The following is a 17,595-nucleotide window of genomic DNA, read 5'->3' as shown; positions in this document are numbered from 1 at the left end:
GTTTAACGCCCCGTTCCCGCGTGCACCACGGCGACCTCGTCGCCGCCCAGCTCGAAGGCCCGGTGCAGCACCTTGACGGCCTCGTCCAGTTCGGTGTCCTTGACCAGCACCGAGATCCGGATCTCGGAGGTGGAGATCAGATCGATGTTGACGCCCGCCTCGGCCAGCGCCTCACAGAACTTGGCGGTCACGCCGGGGTGGCTCTTCATGCCCGCGCCCACCAGCGACACCTTGCCGATGTGGTCGTCGTAGAGCACCTGCGAGAAGCCGATCTCGTCCTGCTGCTTGGTCAGCATCTCCACGGCGCGCGCGCCGTCGGTCTTGGGCAGGGTGAAGGTGATGTCGGTCTTGCCGGTATCGATCTTGGAGATGTTCTGCAGCACCATGTCGATATTGATCTCGGCATCGGCGACCGCGCGGAACACCTTGGCGGCGTAGCCGGGCACATCGGGCAGCCCGACCACGGTCACCTTGGCCTCGCTGCGGTCGTGCGCGACGCCCGTGAGGATTGCTTGCTCCAAGGGGATGTCCTCCATCGATCCGTAAACGTAGGTGCCCGGCTTGTCGGTATAGGACGAGCGCACATGCACAGGCACGTTGTACCGGCGCGCGTATTCGACGCAGCGCAGCATCAGCACCTTCGCGCCGCAGGCCGCGAGTTCCAGCATCTCCTCGTAGGAGACCTGCTCGAGTCGCTGCGCGTCCGGCACGATCCGCGGGTCGGCGGTGAAGACGCCGTCCACGTCGGTGTAGATCTCGCAGACGTCGGCCTCCAGCGCCGCGGCCAGCGCGACCGCGGTGGTGTCGGAGCCGCCGCGCCCGAGCGTGGTGACGTCCTTGCTGTCCTGGCTGACGCCCTGGAAGCCGGCGACCAGCACGATCTGCCCGTCGTCGAGCGCCTGACGCAGCCGGCCCGGGGTGACGTCGATGATCTTGGCGTTGCCGTGCGCACCGGTGGTGATCACCCCGGCCTGCGAGCCGGTGAACGAGCGGGCCTCGGCGCCGAGCGAGTGGATGGCCATGGCGACCAGCGCGTTGGAGATGCGCTCACCCGAGGTGAGCAGCATGTCCATTTCCCGGGCCGGCGGCGCGGGCGCCACCTGCTGGGCCAGGTCGAGCAGTTCGTCGGTGGTGTCGCCCATGGCCGAGCAGACGACCACCACGTCGTGGCCCGCCTTCTTGGTCTCGACGATCCGTTCAGCGACGCGCCGGATGCGCTCGGCGGTAGCCACCGAGGATCCTCCGTACTTCTGAACAACGAGAGCCACGACAGGGTCCTCCAAGATCGACTACCAGCTGCTAACAGCCACTCAGCGTACCGGCCGTGGTCCAGCGGATTCCGCCTGCCTCCTCAGGCGACCGGTCCCGAGGACCTGCCGCGCAGGTCGGGCCCGGTGGGGACCCCCACCGGACCGCAGATCGGCGAAGCCGAAGACCCGGACACATCCGAAGACCCTTCCGTATCGAACCAACTAGGCCGAGTCGGCTTCACTACGTAGGAGGAATAATGGCCAAACCGCTGGCCGCACTGATTGCAGCAGGATTCTCGGCTGCACTCATCGCCGTGGCCGCCGCGGCGCACGCGATTCCCGCTCCGATCGCCGATCCCGGCGAGCAGGCGGCAGCGTTGCAACAGGAACAGGCTAAAGACAATTTTGCCAAGTGGTCGAAGATCGCGGACGAGTTCTGCTCGGGGGAGAAATTCAGCGATCAAGGAATCAGGGACTACTACGAGGCCTACAAGCTCTCCCCGCTGCAGTATCGGAACAACGTCCATCCGGCCGACGAGGCTCGCCGCGCCTTGATGGGGCCGGACCGCAAGTACGCGCCGCCGCTCGGCTCCTCAGACGCGGACGCGCTGCGGCATTGGCAGCATCTGATGTGCAGCAGTGCGGAATTCAAGGCCGACTGGAGAAACGCATTCAAGACTTATGAGGAGCAACTCGGTACGAAGATGAAGCCGGGTATGGACGAGGAAGAGGCGATCCTCGAGCTGTACGACAAGAAGATGCAGATGATGCTGAAGGTACTGGCAAAGGAAAACGGGGAGGGACCGGCGGACGACGAAGAAGACTGAAACCGCAATCACTGTCCCAGCGGGCAGACTTTGGTGTTGCGGCGGTTGCCCTCGAGTACTGAGCCCCCGGCGTGGAGCAATGCCACGTCGGGGGTGAAGCTGGTCCTGGAATCACTTCGGGGGGACCCGGGCATTGCGCGCCGACGAAACCGGGTGAATGACGCACCATGGGGTCACGAAGAGCACGGTAATCACGGTGACCACCGGACGGACCGAGGTCGTGCAGGACATCACTGGGCAGTGCGCGTCCTTCGTGCGCGACGCCTCCGGTGGCGGTGACGGACTGCTGAACGTCTTCGTCCCGCACGCCACGGCCGGCCTGGCGGTGATGGAACTGGGCGCGCGCAGCGACGACGATCTGCTCGCCGCGCTGGGGGATCTGCTGCCCGCCGACGATCGCTGGCGGCACGCGCATGGGTCGCGCGGGCACGGGCGCTCCCATGTGATGCCCGCGCTGATCGCGCCGTACGCGACGATCCCGGTGATCGGCGGCGAGCTGGCGCTGGGGACCTGGCAGTCCATCGCCTTCGTCGACCTCAATGTCGACAACCCCGATCGCCAGGTGCGGTTGTCGTTTCTGCGCGAGGGCTGAGTTACCCACGACCGTCGAGCCGGGGCCGACTCGGTGAGACGACGACGGCCCAGCGGCGAGTACCGCTGGGCCGTCCGTGGATTCGGGTCAGGCGCGGGTGAGCCAGGTGACCTGGTTGCCGTTGCTGAATTCCCGGCGCCCGGTCGGGGTGAACAGGGTCGGGCGGAACTCTCCGGCGAAAGCGGGGATGCCGGTGCCGGCGACGACCGGGTAGCTCTTGATGATCATCTCGTCGATTTCACTCAGCAGAGCGGCGGCCAGCTTTCCACCGCCTGCCAGCCAGATATCCAGGCCCTCTTCCTTTTTCAGTTGTTGCACCAGGGCCAGCGGGTCTCGCTCGACCAACTCGACGGTCGGGTCATCGATCCGGCCGAGCGTGGTCGACACCACGTACTGCCGCATATGCGCGTACGGGCTGGTCACCCCGATGGCCAGGCCGGGTTCGTAAGTCCCCCGGCCCATTACCAAAGTGTCGAACTTCTGATTCGGCGCGTCCGCCGCGACGCCGAAATACGAACGAGCATGGGTGGGCAGGGTTTCCGGGTAATCCTGTGCGATCCAGCCGGTGAAATCCTCGGGCAGCGGATAGAAATCGATTCCGCCGTCGGGTCCGGCGATGTAACCGTCGAGCGACATACCGACGAAGTAAACGAGTTTTCGCATAGCAGAGCCTCTTTCGTGCAGGGGATTGATCAGGCGCGGGTGAACCAGGCGACCTGCGCGCCGTTGCCGAATTCTTTGCGCCGGGTCGGGGTGAACATGGTCGGCCGGAACTCCCCGGCGAAGGCGGAGATGCCGCTGCCCGCGACGACCGGGTAGCTCTTGATGATCATCTCGTCGATCTCGCCCAGCAGCGCGGCGGCCAGCTTGCCGCCGCCGCACAACCAGATGTCGAGGCCCTCTTCCTTTTTCAGCCGCTGTACCAGGCCGACCGGGTCGGACTGCACCAGTTCGACGGCCGGGTCATCGACGCTGCCGAGCGTGCTGGACACCACGTACTGCCGCATGTGCGCGTACGGGTTGCTCACGCCGACGGCGTACGTGGCGCGGCCCATGAGCACCGTGTCGCAGCGCGTGTTCGGCGTATCCAGGGGCATGCCCACCTGCGGCCGGAACGACGTCGGGACGAAGTCCGGGTACTGCGTGTTGAGCCAAGTAAGCATCTTTTCGTCGTAGGGGTAGAAGTCGAACTCGCCCGCCGGACCTGCGATGTATCCGTCGAGTGACACGGCGACGTAGTAGACGAGCTTTCGCATTCCGGGACCGCCCAACCTGTTGTACTCTGATCGAAGTGGTTGAAATGTAGTACTACAGATGGAGTGGTGTCAAGTGCGGACCAACCCTGAACGTCGACAGGCGCTGCTCGACGCCGCGATCGAGGTCCTGGCCAGTGACGGAGCCCGCGGACTCACCTTTCGCGCGGTGGACAAAGAAGCGGGCGTGCCCGCGGGGACGGCGTCGAACTACTTCGCGAACCGCGACGATCTGCTGACCCAGGCGGGCGGGCGCTTCTACGAGCGGTTGCAGCCGACCGAGGCGACCATGGCCAAGCTGGCCGAAGGGCCGCAGACCAGGGCGCACATCCTCGAACTGATGAAGGAGACCGTCGGCCGCATCGAGGCGTTCCGCACCGGCTACCTCGCGCTGCTGGAGCTACGCCTGGAAGCGACCCGGCGACCGGAACTGCGGGCGGTGCTGACCGATCGGGTGCGCGCCGACATCGACTTCAATGTGCGCAACCATCTCGACGCGGGCCTGCCCGGCGACGAAAAATCCGTGCTCCTGCTCTATCTGGCGTTGAACTGGCTGATCGTCGACCGGCTCACGCTGCCGGACGTATTCACCGAACAGCAGAGCCAGGAGCTGATCGAGGCGGCGGTCGATCGGGTGATCGGCCGGGAAGACCAGGAGGTCTCCATACCGGAAACCTTGTGACCCCTGTCACTTACGTCCGATAATGGGGCGATGATCGCGAATGTCGGAGATCGACTGCTCGTACACGGACACGTTGTGGGCCAAGGTGATCGCCAAGCAGAGATCATCGAGGTCCGCGGACCGGAAGGATCGCCGCCCTACCTCGTGCGCTACGCCGACGGACACGAGTCGCTGGTGTACCCGGGGCCGGACGCTGTCGTCGAACCGGCGGGCTGAACCGGCCCGACCAGGCCTGGGGGCGCGGAATGACAGTGCCCGCACGGCAACGTGCCAGTGCCCGCGGTACCGCGCGGCGGCGTCCGCACAGCGATTCAGCAAGCGACGCCGCACACCTGGCTTTTCGATGACAACTCGCCCGAACACACGCGCGATGTTGTACCAAACCATTCCACCTGCAAGTTGTTCACCGTTCTCCCGAGCTACGTTCTGGACACATACGTCCATGTCGACCCCTCGACGGACCATTGACCAGGACGTCGAGGTTGACGAATCAGATAACCGATAGAGAGAATCGGGCTGAGTTGTCCATCGGGGGTCGGAAGGTTTTACATGCGCACGAGAACCGATATTCGATTCGTCGTCGACGCCGATTCCGCGCAGGTGATGGATGCGTTGGCAGCTGTCGAAATGCTCCCGGAATGGTCGCCCGGATATACCGATGCCCGAGTCGCCTCCCGCGACGACCGAGGAAGGCCGGTTCGAGTTTTCGTCAAGGCCGAACTGATGAACGGCTCGGATCTGCAAGTGCTGGAATATGATTGGACCGACGTCCGGTCGTCCTGGCAGGTCACCGACAGCACCAGGGGCGTCAAGGGCGGCGGCTGGTTCGAGGTCTCCGACGGCCGGGAAGGCACCGACGTCTGGTTCCACACCGAGATCTACCTACCCATCCCGGTGCCCGGCCTACTACTCAAGCGCACCGTGCGGAAGCAGAATGAGATCGCGGTGCAGAATTTCATCGAATTTGCCGAGGGATTTCCCGATCCGGAAACAATCAAGCCGTATAGCTATAACGAATAACCACCGGTAGACGTACGCGCAGAGCGAAATCGGGTGACGCGGGGCGCGGCTGACACGCGCCGACCCGATCGGGGTGCGACTATGTGCACCATGATCGGTTCCAAACGGGTTCGGCTCCAGCCGGTGGCCGAAGGTGCGTCGGTGACGCAGCTCGAGCTGTTCTTCGACCTCGTCCTCGTTTTCGCGTTCACCATGGTCACCGACCTGGCAGCGGAAGAGACCAGCGCCAAGAACATGCTGCGGGCGTTCCTGGTGCTCGCCCTGATGTGGTGGCTGTGGATCGCCTACTCCTGGCTCGGCAATGTGATTCGCGCCGACGAGGGCTTCGCCAGGGTCGCGATGTTCACCGCGATGGGTGGCGCGTTCCTGGCCGCCCTCACCATTCCCGAAGCGTTCCACGACCTGCCCGGCGGCTGGTACGGGCCGCTGGTCTTCGCGATCGCCTACCTGGTGGTCCGGCTGGTCCACGTCATCATGTTCTGGCTCGCCAGCACGGAGGACGCGCAGTTGCGCAACCAGGTGCTGCGCTGGGCCCTCGGGTCGATCACCATCGGTACCACCCTGCTGGTGATCGCCGCCATGACCTCCGGCACGCTGCAGATCGGCCTGTGGATCGCCGCGATCGCGGGCGACTACCTGTGGACCCTGCTCGCGGGCACCGATTGGCGGCTGAATTCGGCGACCCATTTCGCCGAGCGATATGGGCTGATCATCATTGTGGCGCTGGGCGAGTCGATCGTCTCGATCGGTATCGGCGTGGCGGGACTGCCGATTTCGTGGCCGATCGCCGTCGGCGCACTGCTCGGGCTCGCGGTGTCCGGACTGCTGTGGTGGACCTATTTCGATGTCGCCGCGCTGTCGATCGAGCACGAGCTGAAGCACGCCGACGGCGCGAAGCAGATCAAGATCGCGCGCGGCGCCTATACCTTTTGGCATTTTCCGATGATCGTCGGGATCATCGGGCTCTCACTGGGTTTGAAAAAAGTTCTCTACTATGTCGGTGACTCTTCCCATCACACGTTGAAAGACGCGCTGTACGGAATTCCGTTGTTCGCGTTGTACGGCGGGGTCGTGCTGTATCTGATCGCGTTGGTCGGCGCGAAACACTATGCGACAGGGATGATCAGCGTGCCCCGCGTGGTCACGATCGTGCTGCTGCTCGCCTTGATCCCCTTGGCGGCCGCGCTGCCCGCGCTGGCGTCACTGGCCCTGCTGTGTGCCGTGCTCGGCGCGCTGATCGTCTGGGAGACAATCAAACTGGCGCAGCCGCGCGACGAGATCAGGCACGGGGTATCCGGCTGAGGTGATGCCGCACGCCGTGTTCGTCGGCCGTCGGCCCGTACGCGGACGGCGGCACCCGGATATCGTGCTGCACCGCCAGCCGGATCTGATCGATGTTCTCCCGCAACACATCTGAGACCAGTTCGTCGGTGCGCGGATCCTCCAGCACCTGGAACAGGATGCGGAAGGTGGTGTCGGCGATCAGCCGGATGATGTCGTCGTGGAACGGGATGTAGCGCACCCGGCCCGCCTGCGGGTCCTTCTTGATCAGCTCCAGGATCATCTCGTCCAGCTCGGACCGGTTCTCCTGCAGCGCTGCCGCGATATTGCGGGTGTAGTGGCCGGTGCGCATCACGTGGGCGACCTCGTCCATCACCGCGATGGTCATCGGCCGCTTGATCGTCTCGACGATCGTCGAGACGAACCGGTTGACCAGCGCGGCGGTTACCCGGTCGCCGAACACGCGATCGGCGACGCGGCCGAGCCGGACCACGATCACCACGATCCGCAGCAGCCGGAACCCGCGGAAGAACGGGCTGGTCACCGGGATCATGCCGAGGACCTCGTACCAGTAGACGAACGGAAACGTCCACGGCCAGCCGGCCCGGCGCCAGCGCCACAGGAACTCGATGGCGAACACCCCGCAGACCGCCCAGTCGACGATCACGATCGTGCGATAGGTCTGGTCGGACACCGTGAAGAAGGTGATCCAGCCGACCAGCACCACCGAGACGATGGCCAGCGCCAACATCACGAAGTCGGTCCACAGGGTGGGCGGCTTACGCGGGTAATCGCCCTCCGGGAGTTCCTCGCTCACCGCAGTGGTGCTCGCAGCCATCACCTGGGTTCCCTTCAACGCCGAACGGTCAGGCCGAGGGTAGTCGGCAGCACCGCCCAGCGGCGGTAGGTCTACTTTCCGGTGCGGATGATGGCCTCGATATTGCGCTCGGCGAGCGCGGCGATGGTCAGCGACGGGTTCACGGTTCCGGTGCTGCCCGGAATGGCGGCCCCGTCCATCACGTACAGCCCCGGGTGCCCGTGCACCCGCCCGTAGCCGTCGGTCGCCTTGCCGAGCACCGCGCCGCCCAGTGGGTGTGCGGTGAACAAAGCGTTCGCGTCGTAGCCGAGGGCGCCGTATTCGAGGACGGCATCGGCGCGTTCGGCGATCCGGTGGTCGACCGCGCGGGCCGCGGCCACCATCTCGTCCCGGTTCCTGCTCGGCCAGGACAGCCCGACCCGGTTGGCCGCCGCGTCGTAGCCGAACCGCGTGCGTGCCGGGTCGAGCACCATGCCGAGCGAGGCGAGCGCACCCGTCTCGAACGGGATGCCGGGGATGTACCAGCTTTCCAGGCTGAGCGGCAGCCCGGACTCGTCGAAGATCCGGCTGGCGCTGGGCACGCCCTGGCCGAGACCGGCCAGCGCGCTCGCGCCGCGGCCGAGGACCACGTCACCGTTGGTGCCCCAGCCGTCGCCGATGTGCTCGTTGAGGTTCGGCAGCGCGCCGGTCGCCTGGGCCCGGACCAGCAGCTCCGAGGTGCCCACCGAGCCTGCGCCGAGGAAAAGCCGGTCGCAGGTGAGGGTGCGGGTGCCGAGCACCTCGCCGGTCGGCGCCAGCTTCGTCACCCGGACCGAATACCGGCCGCCCGGCTCCTGGGCGATGGACTCGACCTGGTGGCCGGGGAAGATCGCGGACCGGCCGGTGCCCTCGGCGTACTTCAGATAGTTCTGGTTCAGGTCGAACTTGGCGCCGTTGGAATTGCCGAGATTGCTGCGGGCGGCGGTGGCCGAGGCCCGGGTGCTGCCCGCCAGCTCGCCGCGCAGGATGTCCCAGTTGAAGATCGAGTCGTTGGGCATCGGCTGGTAGCCGGCCTTGCGGACCTGATCGTCCCAGGCTCGCGAGTGGGTGAACGGCTTGGCGGCGTAGATGTCGCCCGGCATCGAGCTCAGCCGCAGCATCTCCCGCACCCGCGGGTAGTAGACACGGTCCAGCTCGCCGTACTCGACGGTGCCGCCAAAGAGGTGGTCGAAGAAGCGCCGTTCCGGGGCGACCATCGCGCCGGTGAAGATCACCGAGCCGCCGCCGACCGCCGACGCGCGCCACACGTCGATGCCGGGGTATTCGGTGCAGTCCAGGACGCCGCCGAAGCTGGCGAACCGCATCGGCACCTTGCTGACACCGGTGAAGCTGGTGCGATGCCAGAAGCCGCGGCCGTCCGGCAGGTCGTCGCCGGTGAAGATCTCCCGCCACGGGTCGTTGGGCCAGCGCGACCCGCGCTCCAGCACCGTGTTGGCGATGCCCGCCTCGGCCAGTCGCAGCGCGGTGACCGCGGCGCCGAAGCCGGAGCCGACCACGATCGCGGGCGAGTGTTCGGGCGGATCGAGTAGTGGCGCAAAGATTTCCGGCACCCAGGACTGGAAGAGCACATTCCAGGCCGGGTCGGCGGACGCCGGTCGGGCGGGCAGCGACGTGCTCGCGGCAGCACCGAACAGCGCGGCTGCACCAACAGCTTTGAAGAAGGCGCGTCTACGCACCCAGCCACCTCCCTCATCACGCATGGCCGAGCGCAGATTACCGGTATTCCTGGCGGCTGAACAGTCGTCGTCTGCCCGTCATCCGTTGTCCCCCTTCCGTTGTCCCGCCGGATGAGCCTCGAGGACCGCCGGGCGGCAGGAACGGCCAGGTGACGAGCAGGCCACGAAACGCCGCGGCAAGTGGACGCCAGGAGTCGGCGGCTCAGCCCGCGAACGGCGGCCGATCGGCTTCGCAGGTCGCGCCGGGGGCGGGAAGTTGCTGGTCGATGAGGTAACGCTCCTGCAGCCGCCGGGTGCAGTCGAACGTGGTGTCGTGCCCGTAGCCACCCTCGACCACCACCAGGCGCGCGTTGACCAGGGCCTGCTGGGCCTTGCGCGCGGCGGTCAGCGGCGTCGCCGGATCGAACCGGTTGTTGAACAGCAGCGCGGGTACGTCCGAGCGCAGGATCCACGGTCCGGCGTAGCGCTGCGGGTAGCCACCTTGCGGGGACGGCCACGCGGCGCACGGTTGCCGCAGGTACAGCCAGAACGCGCCGAAGGTCGGTCCGTCCGCGCCCAATTCCGCGGCCAATGCGGGCCACTGCTCCGGGTCGCGGGGAAAGGTGTTGTCCGCGCAGGAGATCGCGGTGAACGAGTCGAGGAACGCGGGCGACAACTTGCCCGCGTCGAGGATCGCGCGCACCACCTCGGGGTTGCCCGCCGCGCCGCGCTCCAGTTCGGCGAGCAGCTGGGCCAAGGCGGGCCAGCCTTCCTCGGCGTCGTACAACAGCAGCGCGTGCGTGGACATGACCTCGGTATAGGTGATCGGCCGGGCGCGCTCGCCTTCACCGACCACTACCGGCCCCTGCCGCAGCCGCTCCAGCAGCGCGGTGTCGCGGACCCGCAAATCCTCACCGCCACTGGGCTTCTGGTCGCTGCGGATCTGCTCGATCGGGTCGGCGGGCGCCTTACCGCCCGCCGCGAAAGCACAGCGCGGTTGGCCGGCTCGGGCACACAGCCGGAAGAATTCCGACAGCACCTCTTCGGTGCCCGCCGCCATGGCGGCGATCTCGGAGCGGGTGTCGGCGGTATAAGCATCCGGGTCGATCATCGAGCTCAGACTCAGCGCGCGCACCCGGTCACCGAAGACGGCGCCGTACACCTCGCCGAGATAGCTGGCGTAGGAACCACCTTCGTAGGTCAACCGCTTGTCACCGACGGCACGGCGCAGCAGATCCAGGTCGCGCGCGGCATCCACGGTGGTCAGATGCGGCAGCAGGGCGGGGCTGTGCTCGGCGCAACCGGCCGCCAGGTCCCGGCTGGCACGCGCCTGCGCGGCCGCCTGCTCGGCTCCCACCGGCGGCAACCGCACACCGGACCAGAATCGTTGCGCCGCTTCGGTATCGGCGAAGCAGCGGACCGGCGAGCTGCGCCCGAGACCACGCTGATCGAAGGTCACCACATCGAACCGGCGCGCGATCTCGCCGGGGAACATCTCGCCTTTGCTCGCCCAGTTTATGCCGGAGGCACCGGGTCCGCCCGCCGCGGTGAAGAGGGTGCCGATGCGGCGCGACTGATCGGTCGCGGGCTGGCGGACCAGCGCGAGCCCGAGCGTCGGGCCCGCGGGCTGCGCGTAGTCGACCGGTACCGCCGCCGTCGCGCATTGCAGCTTGCTCAGGGCCTTCTCCTGGCACGGCACCCAGTCCAGCCGCGGGGTCGGCGCGGCATCGGCCTGGGCGACCAGGTCGGCCACTGCCTGTTCGTGTTTGGCGGGCGTGCCGCAACCGCTCACTGCCAGCGCCGCGGCCAGTGCGGCAACGACGACGATCCTCCACCCACGCATACCGATCATCTTGTGCCGCAACGGCGCGGGCGTCGTCCGTCGTAGGGATGAATTGCACCCTGAGAATTCCGGTGCCGCAGACCCCGAGCGCACCACTACGCCGGAACCAGGCCTGGGCCGCGGTTCGTCGACACCACGCGCCACCTCCTAAGTCATCAACAATCGGACCACCGCGATGAGGCCGACCACGACGATGACCGCGCGCAACGCGGTCGGCGGCATCCGCCTGCCCATCTTCGCACCGAGTTGTCCACCGATGATCGAGCCGAGCGCGATCAGCAGCACCGCCCGCCAGTCCACGTCGGCGATCACGATGAAGATGACCGCGGCCACCCCGTTGACCAGCATGGCGAGCACATTCTTGATGCCGTTGAGCCGCTGCATGTCCTCGTGCACGAACACCCCGAGCAGCCCCATCAGCAATACGCCCTGCGCCGCGCCGAAGTAGCCGCCGTAGATGCCGGTGGCGAAGATCGCCACGAACAGGATCGGGCCACCGTGTTTCGGCGCCGGGCTGTCGCCGTTCTCCCGCCGCAGCTTGACCCAGCGCGAGAGCCGCGGCTGCACCACGACCAGCACCAGCGCCGCGATGATCAGCACCGGCACGATCGCCTTGAACGCGTCGGCAGGCAGGGTGAGCAGCAGTATCGCGCCGGTGATGCCGCCGAGCAGCGACGCGGTGCCGAAGCGGAGCAGCCGCTCCCGCTGCCCGGCGAGTTCCCGGCGATAGCCGTGCACGCCGCTGATCGAGCCGGGAACGAGGCCGATCGTGTTCGACACGTTCGCGGTCACCGGCGGCAGCCCGAAGGCGAGCAGTACCGGAAAGGTGATCAGGGTGCCCGAACCCACGATCGTATTGATGCCGCCGGCCGCGATGCCCGCACCGAAGACGGCCAGTTGTTCTAACCAAGTCATGCCCGAGTCCGTTCGACGTCCCGTCGGATCGCCAGATCCGTACAAGCGTTTGCTTCTGGCGCGAACGCTAGCCGCCACGTCGGATGACCCGACGACGGGACCGGGGTTCCGGAGGTGTATTGCCACACGGTAAACTCGCCGACATCATGCAGCGGGCACTTCTTCTCAGCCGCCGCGACGGGGTCTGATCGGACCGGCTCCCGCCGCGGGGTTTTGCCGCGCCGGTCGACCCACCCTTTGGGAAACACCACACCCTCGGAGAAATCGCCATGTCCCCTGCTGACGCTTTCGTATCCGGCGCGCGCACCATCACGCCGCCCTCCAAGCCTGCCCCCGGCGACCAGCCCGCCTGGAACACGCAGAAGAACTCCTCGATGCCGACCTTCCGGTACCGGCCCTTCGCCGAGGAGGTCGAGCCGATCACGGTGCCCGACCGCAGCTGGCCCGACAAGATCATCGACGTCGCGCCCGGCTGGTGCGCCGTCGACCTGCGCGACGGCAACCAGGCCCTGATCGACCCGATGAGCCCGGCCCGCAAGCGCCGCATGTTCGACCTGCTGGTGCGGATGGGCTACAAGGAGATCGAGGTCGGCTTCCCGTCGGCCAGCCAGACCGACTTCGACTTCGTCCGCGAGATCATCGAGGACGGCGCGATCCCCGACGACGTCACCATCCAGGTGCTGACCCAGTGTCGCGCCGAGCTGATCGAGCGCACCTTCGAGGCCTGCGCGGGCGCCCAGAACGTGATCGTGCACTTCTACAACTCCACCTCGATCCTGCAGCGGAAAGTGGTGTTCCGCGCGGACCGGGCCGCGGTCAAGAAGATCGCCACCGACGCCGCGACGTTGTGCCTGCAGATCGAGCAGCGCTACCCCGACACCAACTGGCGCTACGAATACAGCCCGGAGTCCTACACCGGCACCGAACTGGCGTATGCCAAGGAGGTCTGCGACGCGGTCTCCGAGATCATCGCGCCGACCCCGGCCAAGCCGCTGATCATCAACCTGCCCGCGACCGTCGAGATGGCCACGCCGAACGTCTACGCCGACTCGATCGAGTGGATGAGCCGCAACCTGGCCCGCCGCGACTCGATCGTGCTGTCGCTGCACCCGCACAACGACCGCGGCACCGCCGTGGCCGCCGCCGAACTGGGCTACCAGGCCGGCGCGGACCGGATCGAGGGCTGCCTGTTCGGCAACGGTGAGCGCACCGGCAACGTCTGCCTGGTCACCCTGGGCATGAATCTGTTCTCCCGCGGCGTCGACCCGCAGATCAACTTCTCCGATATCGACGAGATCCGCCGCACCGTCGAGTACTGCAACCAGCTGCCGGTCGCCGAGCGCCACCCGTACGGCGGCGACCTGGTCTACACCGCGTTCTCCGGCAGTCACCAGGACGCCATCAACAAGGGCCTGGACGCGATGAAGGTCGCCGCCGACGACGCGGACGCCGACGTGGACGACATCACCTGGGCGGTGCCGTACCTGCCGATCGACCCGAAGGACGTCGGCCGTACCTACGAGGCCGTCATCCGGGTCAACTCGCAGTCCGGCAAGGGCGGCGTCGCCTACATCATGAAGACCGATCACGGCCTGGCGCTGCCGCGCAGGTTGCAGATCGAGTTCTCCCAGGCGGTCCAGCGGATCACCGACGGCGAGGGCGGCGAGGTCACTCCCAAGGAGATGTGGGACGTCTTCGCCGACGAGTACCTGAGCCCGATCCGGCCGCTGGAGCGGATCCGGCAGAAGGTCACCGCGTCCGAAACCGACGGCGGCACCGACACCATCGCGGCGGTGGTGAAGGTCGACGGCGCCGAGCAGGAGATCACCGGCACCGGTAACGGCCCGCTCGCCGCGTTCGTGGACGCGATCGCGACCGTCGGTTTCGACGTCCGTGTGCTGGACTACTCCGAGCACGCCATGTCCGCCGGTGACGACGCGCAAGCGGCCGCCTACGTGGAGTGCGCGATCGGCGACAAGGTGGTGTGGGGCGTCGGCATCGCCACCTCCATCACCACGGCGTCGCTGCGCGCGGTGGTCTCCGCGGTGAACCGCGCACACCGGTAGCAACCGCATCGGTGCGCGGTGGGCTCCTCGGCCAACCGCGCACACCGATAGCGCAGGTCGAGTACGGTAGAGCCGGATGCGGAGGTCGTTGATCGGCCCGGCATCCGGCTCTCGATCTTGCTGTCGGAGACCAGATATCGGCGGTGTGTCATCCATGCGCGTCTGCCGTCCATACCGCGACGCGAGCCCGCGAACCCCGTGCTAGCGTTGGTTTCGCACTCAAGCGCCGAGCTCTCTGCTCGTAGTCCCGAGCAGATGGGGGAACTGTGACAACAAACGACCACAACCCGACCTCACCGCCCTGGCTGCAGAGTCAATCGGTGGACACGGCCGACGCGAAAGAGTCGGAGCCCGCCGCCGATCCGTCGGCGGAGCAGTCCGGCGACGTGGAAGTGGCCGAGCCCGAGACGGCCGAGGCGCAGCCGGAACAGGAGCCGGCCGAGCCCGAGTTCAGCGGCTCGACCGACCAGACCGTGTCCTACCCGCACGCGATGTCGCAGCAGTCCTACGGTCCGCCCGAGGGATTCGCGCCGCCTGCCCAGGCCGAGCAGCAGTACGGTGGCTACGCGCCGCCGAACGCCGGACCGTTCGCGCCACCCGGCGCATATGAGCCGTACCAGACCGGCCAGTACCAGCCGGCCGCCGCGCACAGCGGTAGTCACCAGATCGCGCCCGAACCGCAGAACCCGGGCTACGGCGAATACCGCCAGGAGATCGGCCCCGACGGGCTGGTCCGCCGGGTGCCGCAGGAACACGCCGAAGCCGCTGCGCCGCAAGCCGAACAGCAGGCCGCGCCCATCTACAGCTGGGCGCCGCCGCCACCGCCGGTGACCCATCAGCCACCGCCGCAGCCTGCCTATCAGCCGCCGCCCGCGCCGATGGGACAGCAGCAGCCGCCGGCGATGGGACAGGTGCCCCCGCCGAGCTGGCAGGGTGGACCGAACCCGCACCAGCCCGCGCAGCCGTTCCAGCCACAGCATGTGCCCGCGCCGGGCCAGCCCGGCCACTCGGTCAACGACCTGAACCTGCTCAAGCGGGCCCGCCGGGCGCCGCGCAGCGGTTGGCGGCGCGCGGTGCACAAGGCCACCGGTGGTGTGCTCAACCCGGGCGAGTCCGCGGCCGACGTCGTCTACCGCGACCTCGTCGACCGGGTGAATCAGCCGGTGCGCGGCGACTATCGGATCGCGATCCTGTCGCTCAAGGGCGGTGTCGGCAAGACCACCACCACGGTCGGCCTCGGCTCCACGTTCGCGTCGCTGCGCGGTGACCGCGTCATCGCGATCGACGCCAACCCCGACCTCGGCACGCTGGCGCACCGGGTGCCCCGGCAGACCCGGTCCACCGTGCGCAACCTGCTCGAGGACCAGCACATCAGCAGGTACTCGGACGTGCGCGCACACACCTCGCAGGCGCCCAGTCGCCTGGAAGTGCTTGCCAGCGAACAGGATCCGGCGGTCTCCGAGGCATTCAGCGAGGCCGATTACCGCAAGGCCATCGGCATCCTGCAGTCGTTCTACAACATCATCCTGACCGACTGCGGCACCGGCCTGATGCACTCGGCCATGGCAGGCGTGCTGGACATGGCCAGCTCCCTGGTGCTGGTCACCTCGCCCGCCATCGACGGCGCCCGCAGCGCCTCGGCCACGCTGGACTGGCTGGACCACCACGGCTACGGCAAGCTCGTCGAGCGCACCGTCGTCGTGGTCAACGCCTCCCGCCGCGGCGCCTCCACCGTCGACCTGGACCAGCTCCGCAAGCTCTTCCTCGACCGCACCCGCGCGGTCCAGGTGGTGCCCTTCGACGATCACCTCGCCGAAGGCGCGGAGATCGACCTGGAACTGGTGAGCAAGCCGACCCGCCGCGCCCTGCTGGAACTGGCCGCGATGGTCGCCGACGACTTCGGTTACGTCGGCGCGCAGCAGTACCACCACCCCGGACCGATGGGTCACTGAACGATCGAAAGACGGTGCGGCCCCGATGTATTCACATCGGGGCCGCACTCTTTTCAGTATTTCCCGAACAGCACCGCCGCATTGTGGCCGCCGAATCCGTACGAGTTGTTCATCACGTACCGGATGTCCGCGTAACGTGCTGCGCCGCCGACGATGTCGAGATCGATGTCGGCGTCCTGGTTTTCCAGGTTCAGGGTCGGCGGTATCACCCCGTCGCGTAGGGTCAGCACCGAGATCGCCGCCTCCAGCGCACCGACCGCGCCCGCCGAATGACCGAGCGCCGATTTGGGCGCGTAGACGGCGGGATGCTTGCCGATCGCGGCGGCGATCCCCTTGGCCTCGGCCAGATCTCCGAACGGCGTTCCGGTGGCGTGCGCGTTGACGTGGTCGACCTCGGTGCCGTCGACGCCCGCGGTCTGCAGCGCGCGGCGCATGGCACGGGCATTGCCGCGACCCTCGGGATCTGGTGCGACCAGGTGGTAGCCGTCGGCGGTCAAGCCCGCCCCGAGCAACCTGGCCAGCGGCCGGGCACCGCGCCCCAGGGCGTGCTCCTCGGACTCCAGCACGAGCAGGGCCGCGGATTCACCGAAGACGAAACCGTCCCGGTCGCGGTCGAACGGGCGCGACGCGCGTTCCGGCTCCGCCACCCGCGAACTCAGGGCGCGCATGTTCGTAAAGCCCGCCAGCGCAAGGGCATTGATCCGCCCCTCGACCCCACCGGCGACAATGATGTCGGCCTCGCCGAGGATGATCGATCGCCACGCGTGCACCAGCGCCTCGCACCCCGACGAGCAGGCCGACACCGGCGTCACCACACTCGCTCGCGCGCCGAGTTCCAGCCCGACCACCGCGGCGGGACCGTTCGGCATGGCCATCGGGATAGCGAACGGGGAGACCTTGCGATAACTCTGGTCCCGCAGCAGGTCGTTCGAGTCGACGATGACTTCGGCGCCGCCGATGCCGGTGCCGATCGAGATGCCGAGCCGGTCCTGGTCCACCTCGGGCGCGCCCAGCGTTTCCCAGACCCGCTTGCCCATCACGTAGGCGACCTGCTGGACATAGGACATGCGCCGCTTCTTGATTCGATCGAGCTCGGCGGTCGGATCGCTCTTGAACTGCGCACCGATATTGATCGGCAGCTGCCTGCTCTCGATCTCCGCGTCGTCGAGCGCCCGGACACCACTCTCGCCCGCCACCAACCCTTTCCAAGTGGACTCCGCATCGGCGCCGAGGGCGGAGGACACCTCGACCGCGGTCACCACCACGCTTCGGAATCCGCCGTTGCGGGTGGAGAACTCGGAGATATCACGCATCGTGTCGAAAATCCTTCATCGGTTCGGCTGGACTGTCCTGCAATCTATTTGGCTGTCGCGCGGTCAGGGCATGTGTGGAACTCTCACAGA

16 protein-coding genes are annotated in these 17,595 nt (G+C 67.3%); 8 read left to right on the top strand and 8 right to left on the bottom strand.

Features of this window, described 5'->3' with window-relative positions; genetic code table 11:
* Nucleotides 1-2 precede the first annotated feature (2 nt).
* Complete coding sequence (locus IBX18_RS38430; RefSeq protein WP_107653739.1) at nt 3-1,268, bottom strand: aspartate kinase; 1,266 nt, start codon at nt 1,266-1,268, stop codon at nt 3-5.
* 239 nt (nt 1,269-1,507) lie between these two features.
* Here IBX18_RS38430 and IBX18_RS38425 point away from each other — a divergent pair, with 239 nt between their 5' ends.
* Nucleotides 1,508-2,077 (top strand): hypothetical protein, encoded by a 570-nt coding sequence (locus IBX18_RS38425; protein WP_194838330.1) that lies wholly within the window; start codon nt 1,508-1,510, stop codon nt 2,075-2,077.
* A gap of 157 nt (nt 2,078-2,234) precedes the next feature.
* On the top strand, nt 2,235-2,669 hold the full coding sequence (locus tag IBX18_RS38420; protein WP_194838329.1) for a secondary thiamine-phosphate synthase enzyme YjbQ: 435 nt from the start codon (nt 2,235-2,237) through the stop codon (nt 2,667-2,669).
* 87 nt (nt 2,670-2,756) lie between these two features.
* Here the strand turns inward: IBX18_RS38420 and IBX18_RS38415 are convergent, their stop codons facing one another.
* Together IBX18_RS38415 and IBX18_RS38410 are read right to left on the bottom strand one after the other, a co-directional pair.
* Nucleotides 2,757-3,332: a dihydrofolate reductase family protein gene (locus IBX18_RS38415; protein WP_194838328.1), complete on the bottom strand. Its 576-nt coding sequence runs from the start codon at nt 3,330-3,332 to the stop codon at nt 2,757-2,759.
* A 29-nt stretch (nt 3,333-3,361) separates the two neighbouring features.
* The gene (locus tag IBX18_RS38410; RefSeq protein WP_194838327.1) at nt 3,362-3,925 is read right to left on the bottom strand and encodes a dihydrofolate reductase family protein; all 564 of its coding nucleotides are present in this window, start codon (nt 3,923-3,925) and stop codon (nt 3,362-3,364) included.
* 73 nt (nt 3,926-3,998) lie between these two features.
* On the opposite strand from IBX18_RS38410, the gene IBX18_RS38405 reads away from it, so the two are divergent.
* The 4 genes from IBX18_RS38405 (at nt 3,999) to IBX18_RS38390 (ending at nt 6,926) form a co-directional block, all read left to right on the top strand.
* Entirely contained in the window at nt 3,999-4,604 is a 606-nt protein-coding gene (locus tag IBX18_RS38405) for a TetR/AcrR family transcriptional regulator (protein WP_373889267.1), read from the top strand.
* A gap of 30 nt (nt 4,605-4,634) precedes the next feature.
* Nucleotides 4,635-4,820, top strand: a complete 186-nt coding sequence (locus IBX18_RS38400) for a DUF1918 domain-containing protein (RefSeq protein WP_194838325.1) — start codon at nt 4,635-4,637, stop codon at nt 4,818-4,820.
* A 333-nt stretch (nt 4,821-5,153) separates the two neighbouring features.
* Nucleotides 5,154-5,624: an SRPBCC family protein gene (locus IBX18_RS38395; RefSeq protein WP_194838324.1), complete on the top strand. Its 471-nt coding sequence runs from the start codon at nt 5,154-5,156 to the stop codon at nt 5,622-5,624.
* A gap of 90 nt (nt 5,625-5,714) precedes the next feature.
* Nucleotides 5,715-6,926 (top strand): low temperature requirement protein A, encoded by a 1,212-nt coding sequence (locus IBX18_RS38390; protein ID WP_194838323.1) that lies wholly within the window; start codon nt 5,715-5,717, stop codon nt 6,924-6,926.
* Here IBX18_RS38390 and IBX18_RS38385 read toward each other — a convergent pair.
* The 4 genes from IBX18_RS38385 to IBX18_RS38370 all read right to left on the bottom strand — a co-directional run bounded on the left by IBX18_RS38385 (nt 6,904) and on the right by IBX18_RS38370 (nt 12,174).
* Entirely contained in the window at nt 6,904-7,743 is an 840-nt protein-coding gene (locus tag IBX18_RS38385) for an ion transporter (RefSeq protein WP_194838322.1), read from the bottom strand. The two genes, IBX18_RS38390 and IBX18_RS38385, sit on opposite strands and share 23 nt — an antisense overlap.
* Before the next feature lie 71 nt (nt 7,744-7,814).
* Complete coding sequence (locus tag IBX18_RS38380) at nt 7,815-9,461, bottom strand: GMC oxidoreductase (RefSeq protein WP_228542433.1); 1,647 nt, start codon at nt 9,459-9,461, stop codon at nt 7,815-7,817.
* Nucleotides 9,462-9,639: 178 nt separating this feature from the next.
* Nucleotides 9,640-11,259: an alpha/beta hydrolase gene (locus IBX18_RS38375; protein WP_194838321.1), complete on the bottom strand. Its 1,620-nt coding sequence runs from the start codon at nt 11,257-11,259 to the stop codon at nt 9,640-9,642.
* A 147-nt stretch (nt 11,260-11,406) separates the two neighbouring features.
* A complete protein-coding gene (locus IBX18_RS38370; protein WP_107653728.1) occupies nt 11,407-12,174 on the bottom strand; it encodes a sulfite exporter TauE/SafE family protein in 768 nt (255 codons plus the stop codon).
* A 269-nt stretch (nt 12,175-12,443) separates the two neighbouring features.
* Between IBX18_RS38370 and leuA the strand changes: the two genes are divergently transcribed.
* Together leuA and IBX18_RS38360 are read left to right on the top strand one after the other, a co-directional pair.
* The gene (gene leuA / locus IBX18_RS38365; RefSeq protein ID WP_194838320.1) at nt 12,444-14,240 is read left to right on the top strand and encodes a 2-isopropylmalate synthase; all 1,797 of its coding nucleotides are present in this window, start codon (nt 12,444-12,446) and stop codon (nt 14,238-14,240) included.
* 320 nt (nt 14,241-14,560) lie between these two features.
* Entirely contained in the window at nt 14,561-16,192 is a 1,632-nt protein-coding gene (locus IBX18_RS38360; RefSeq protein ID WP_194838423.1) for a MinD/ParA family protein, read from the top strand.
* Between the two features lie 53 nt (nt 16,193-16,245).
* Here the strand turns inward: IBX18_RS38360 and IBX18_RS38355 are convergent, their stop codons facing one another.
* Entirely contained in the window at nt 16,246-17,505 is a 1,260-nt protein-coding gene (locus IBX18_RS38355; RefSeq protein ID WP_194838319.1) for a KasA/KasB family beta-ketoacyl-ACP synthase, read from the bottom strand.
* Nucleotides 17,506-17,595: the final 90 nt, after the last annotated feature.

It is taken from the genome of Nocardia sp. XZ_19_369 (assembly GCF_015355715.1).
GTDB lineage: Bacteria > Actinomycetota > Actinomycetes > Mycobacteriales > Mycobacteriaceae > Nocardia.
The sequence above is the reverse complement of the archived record's forward strand: the minus strand, read 5'-3'. Positions and strand labels throughout refer to the sequence as shown.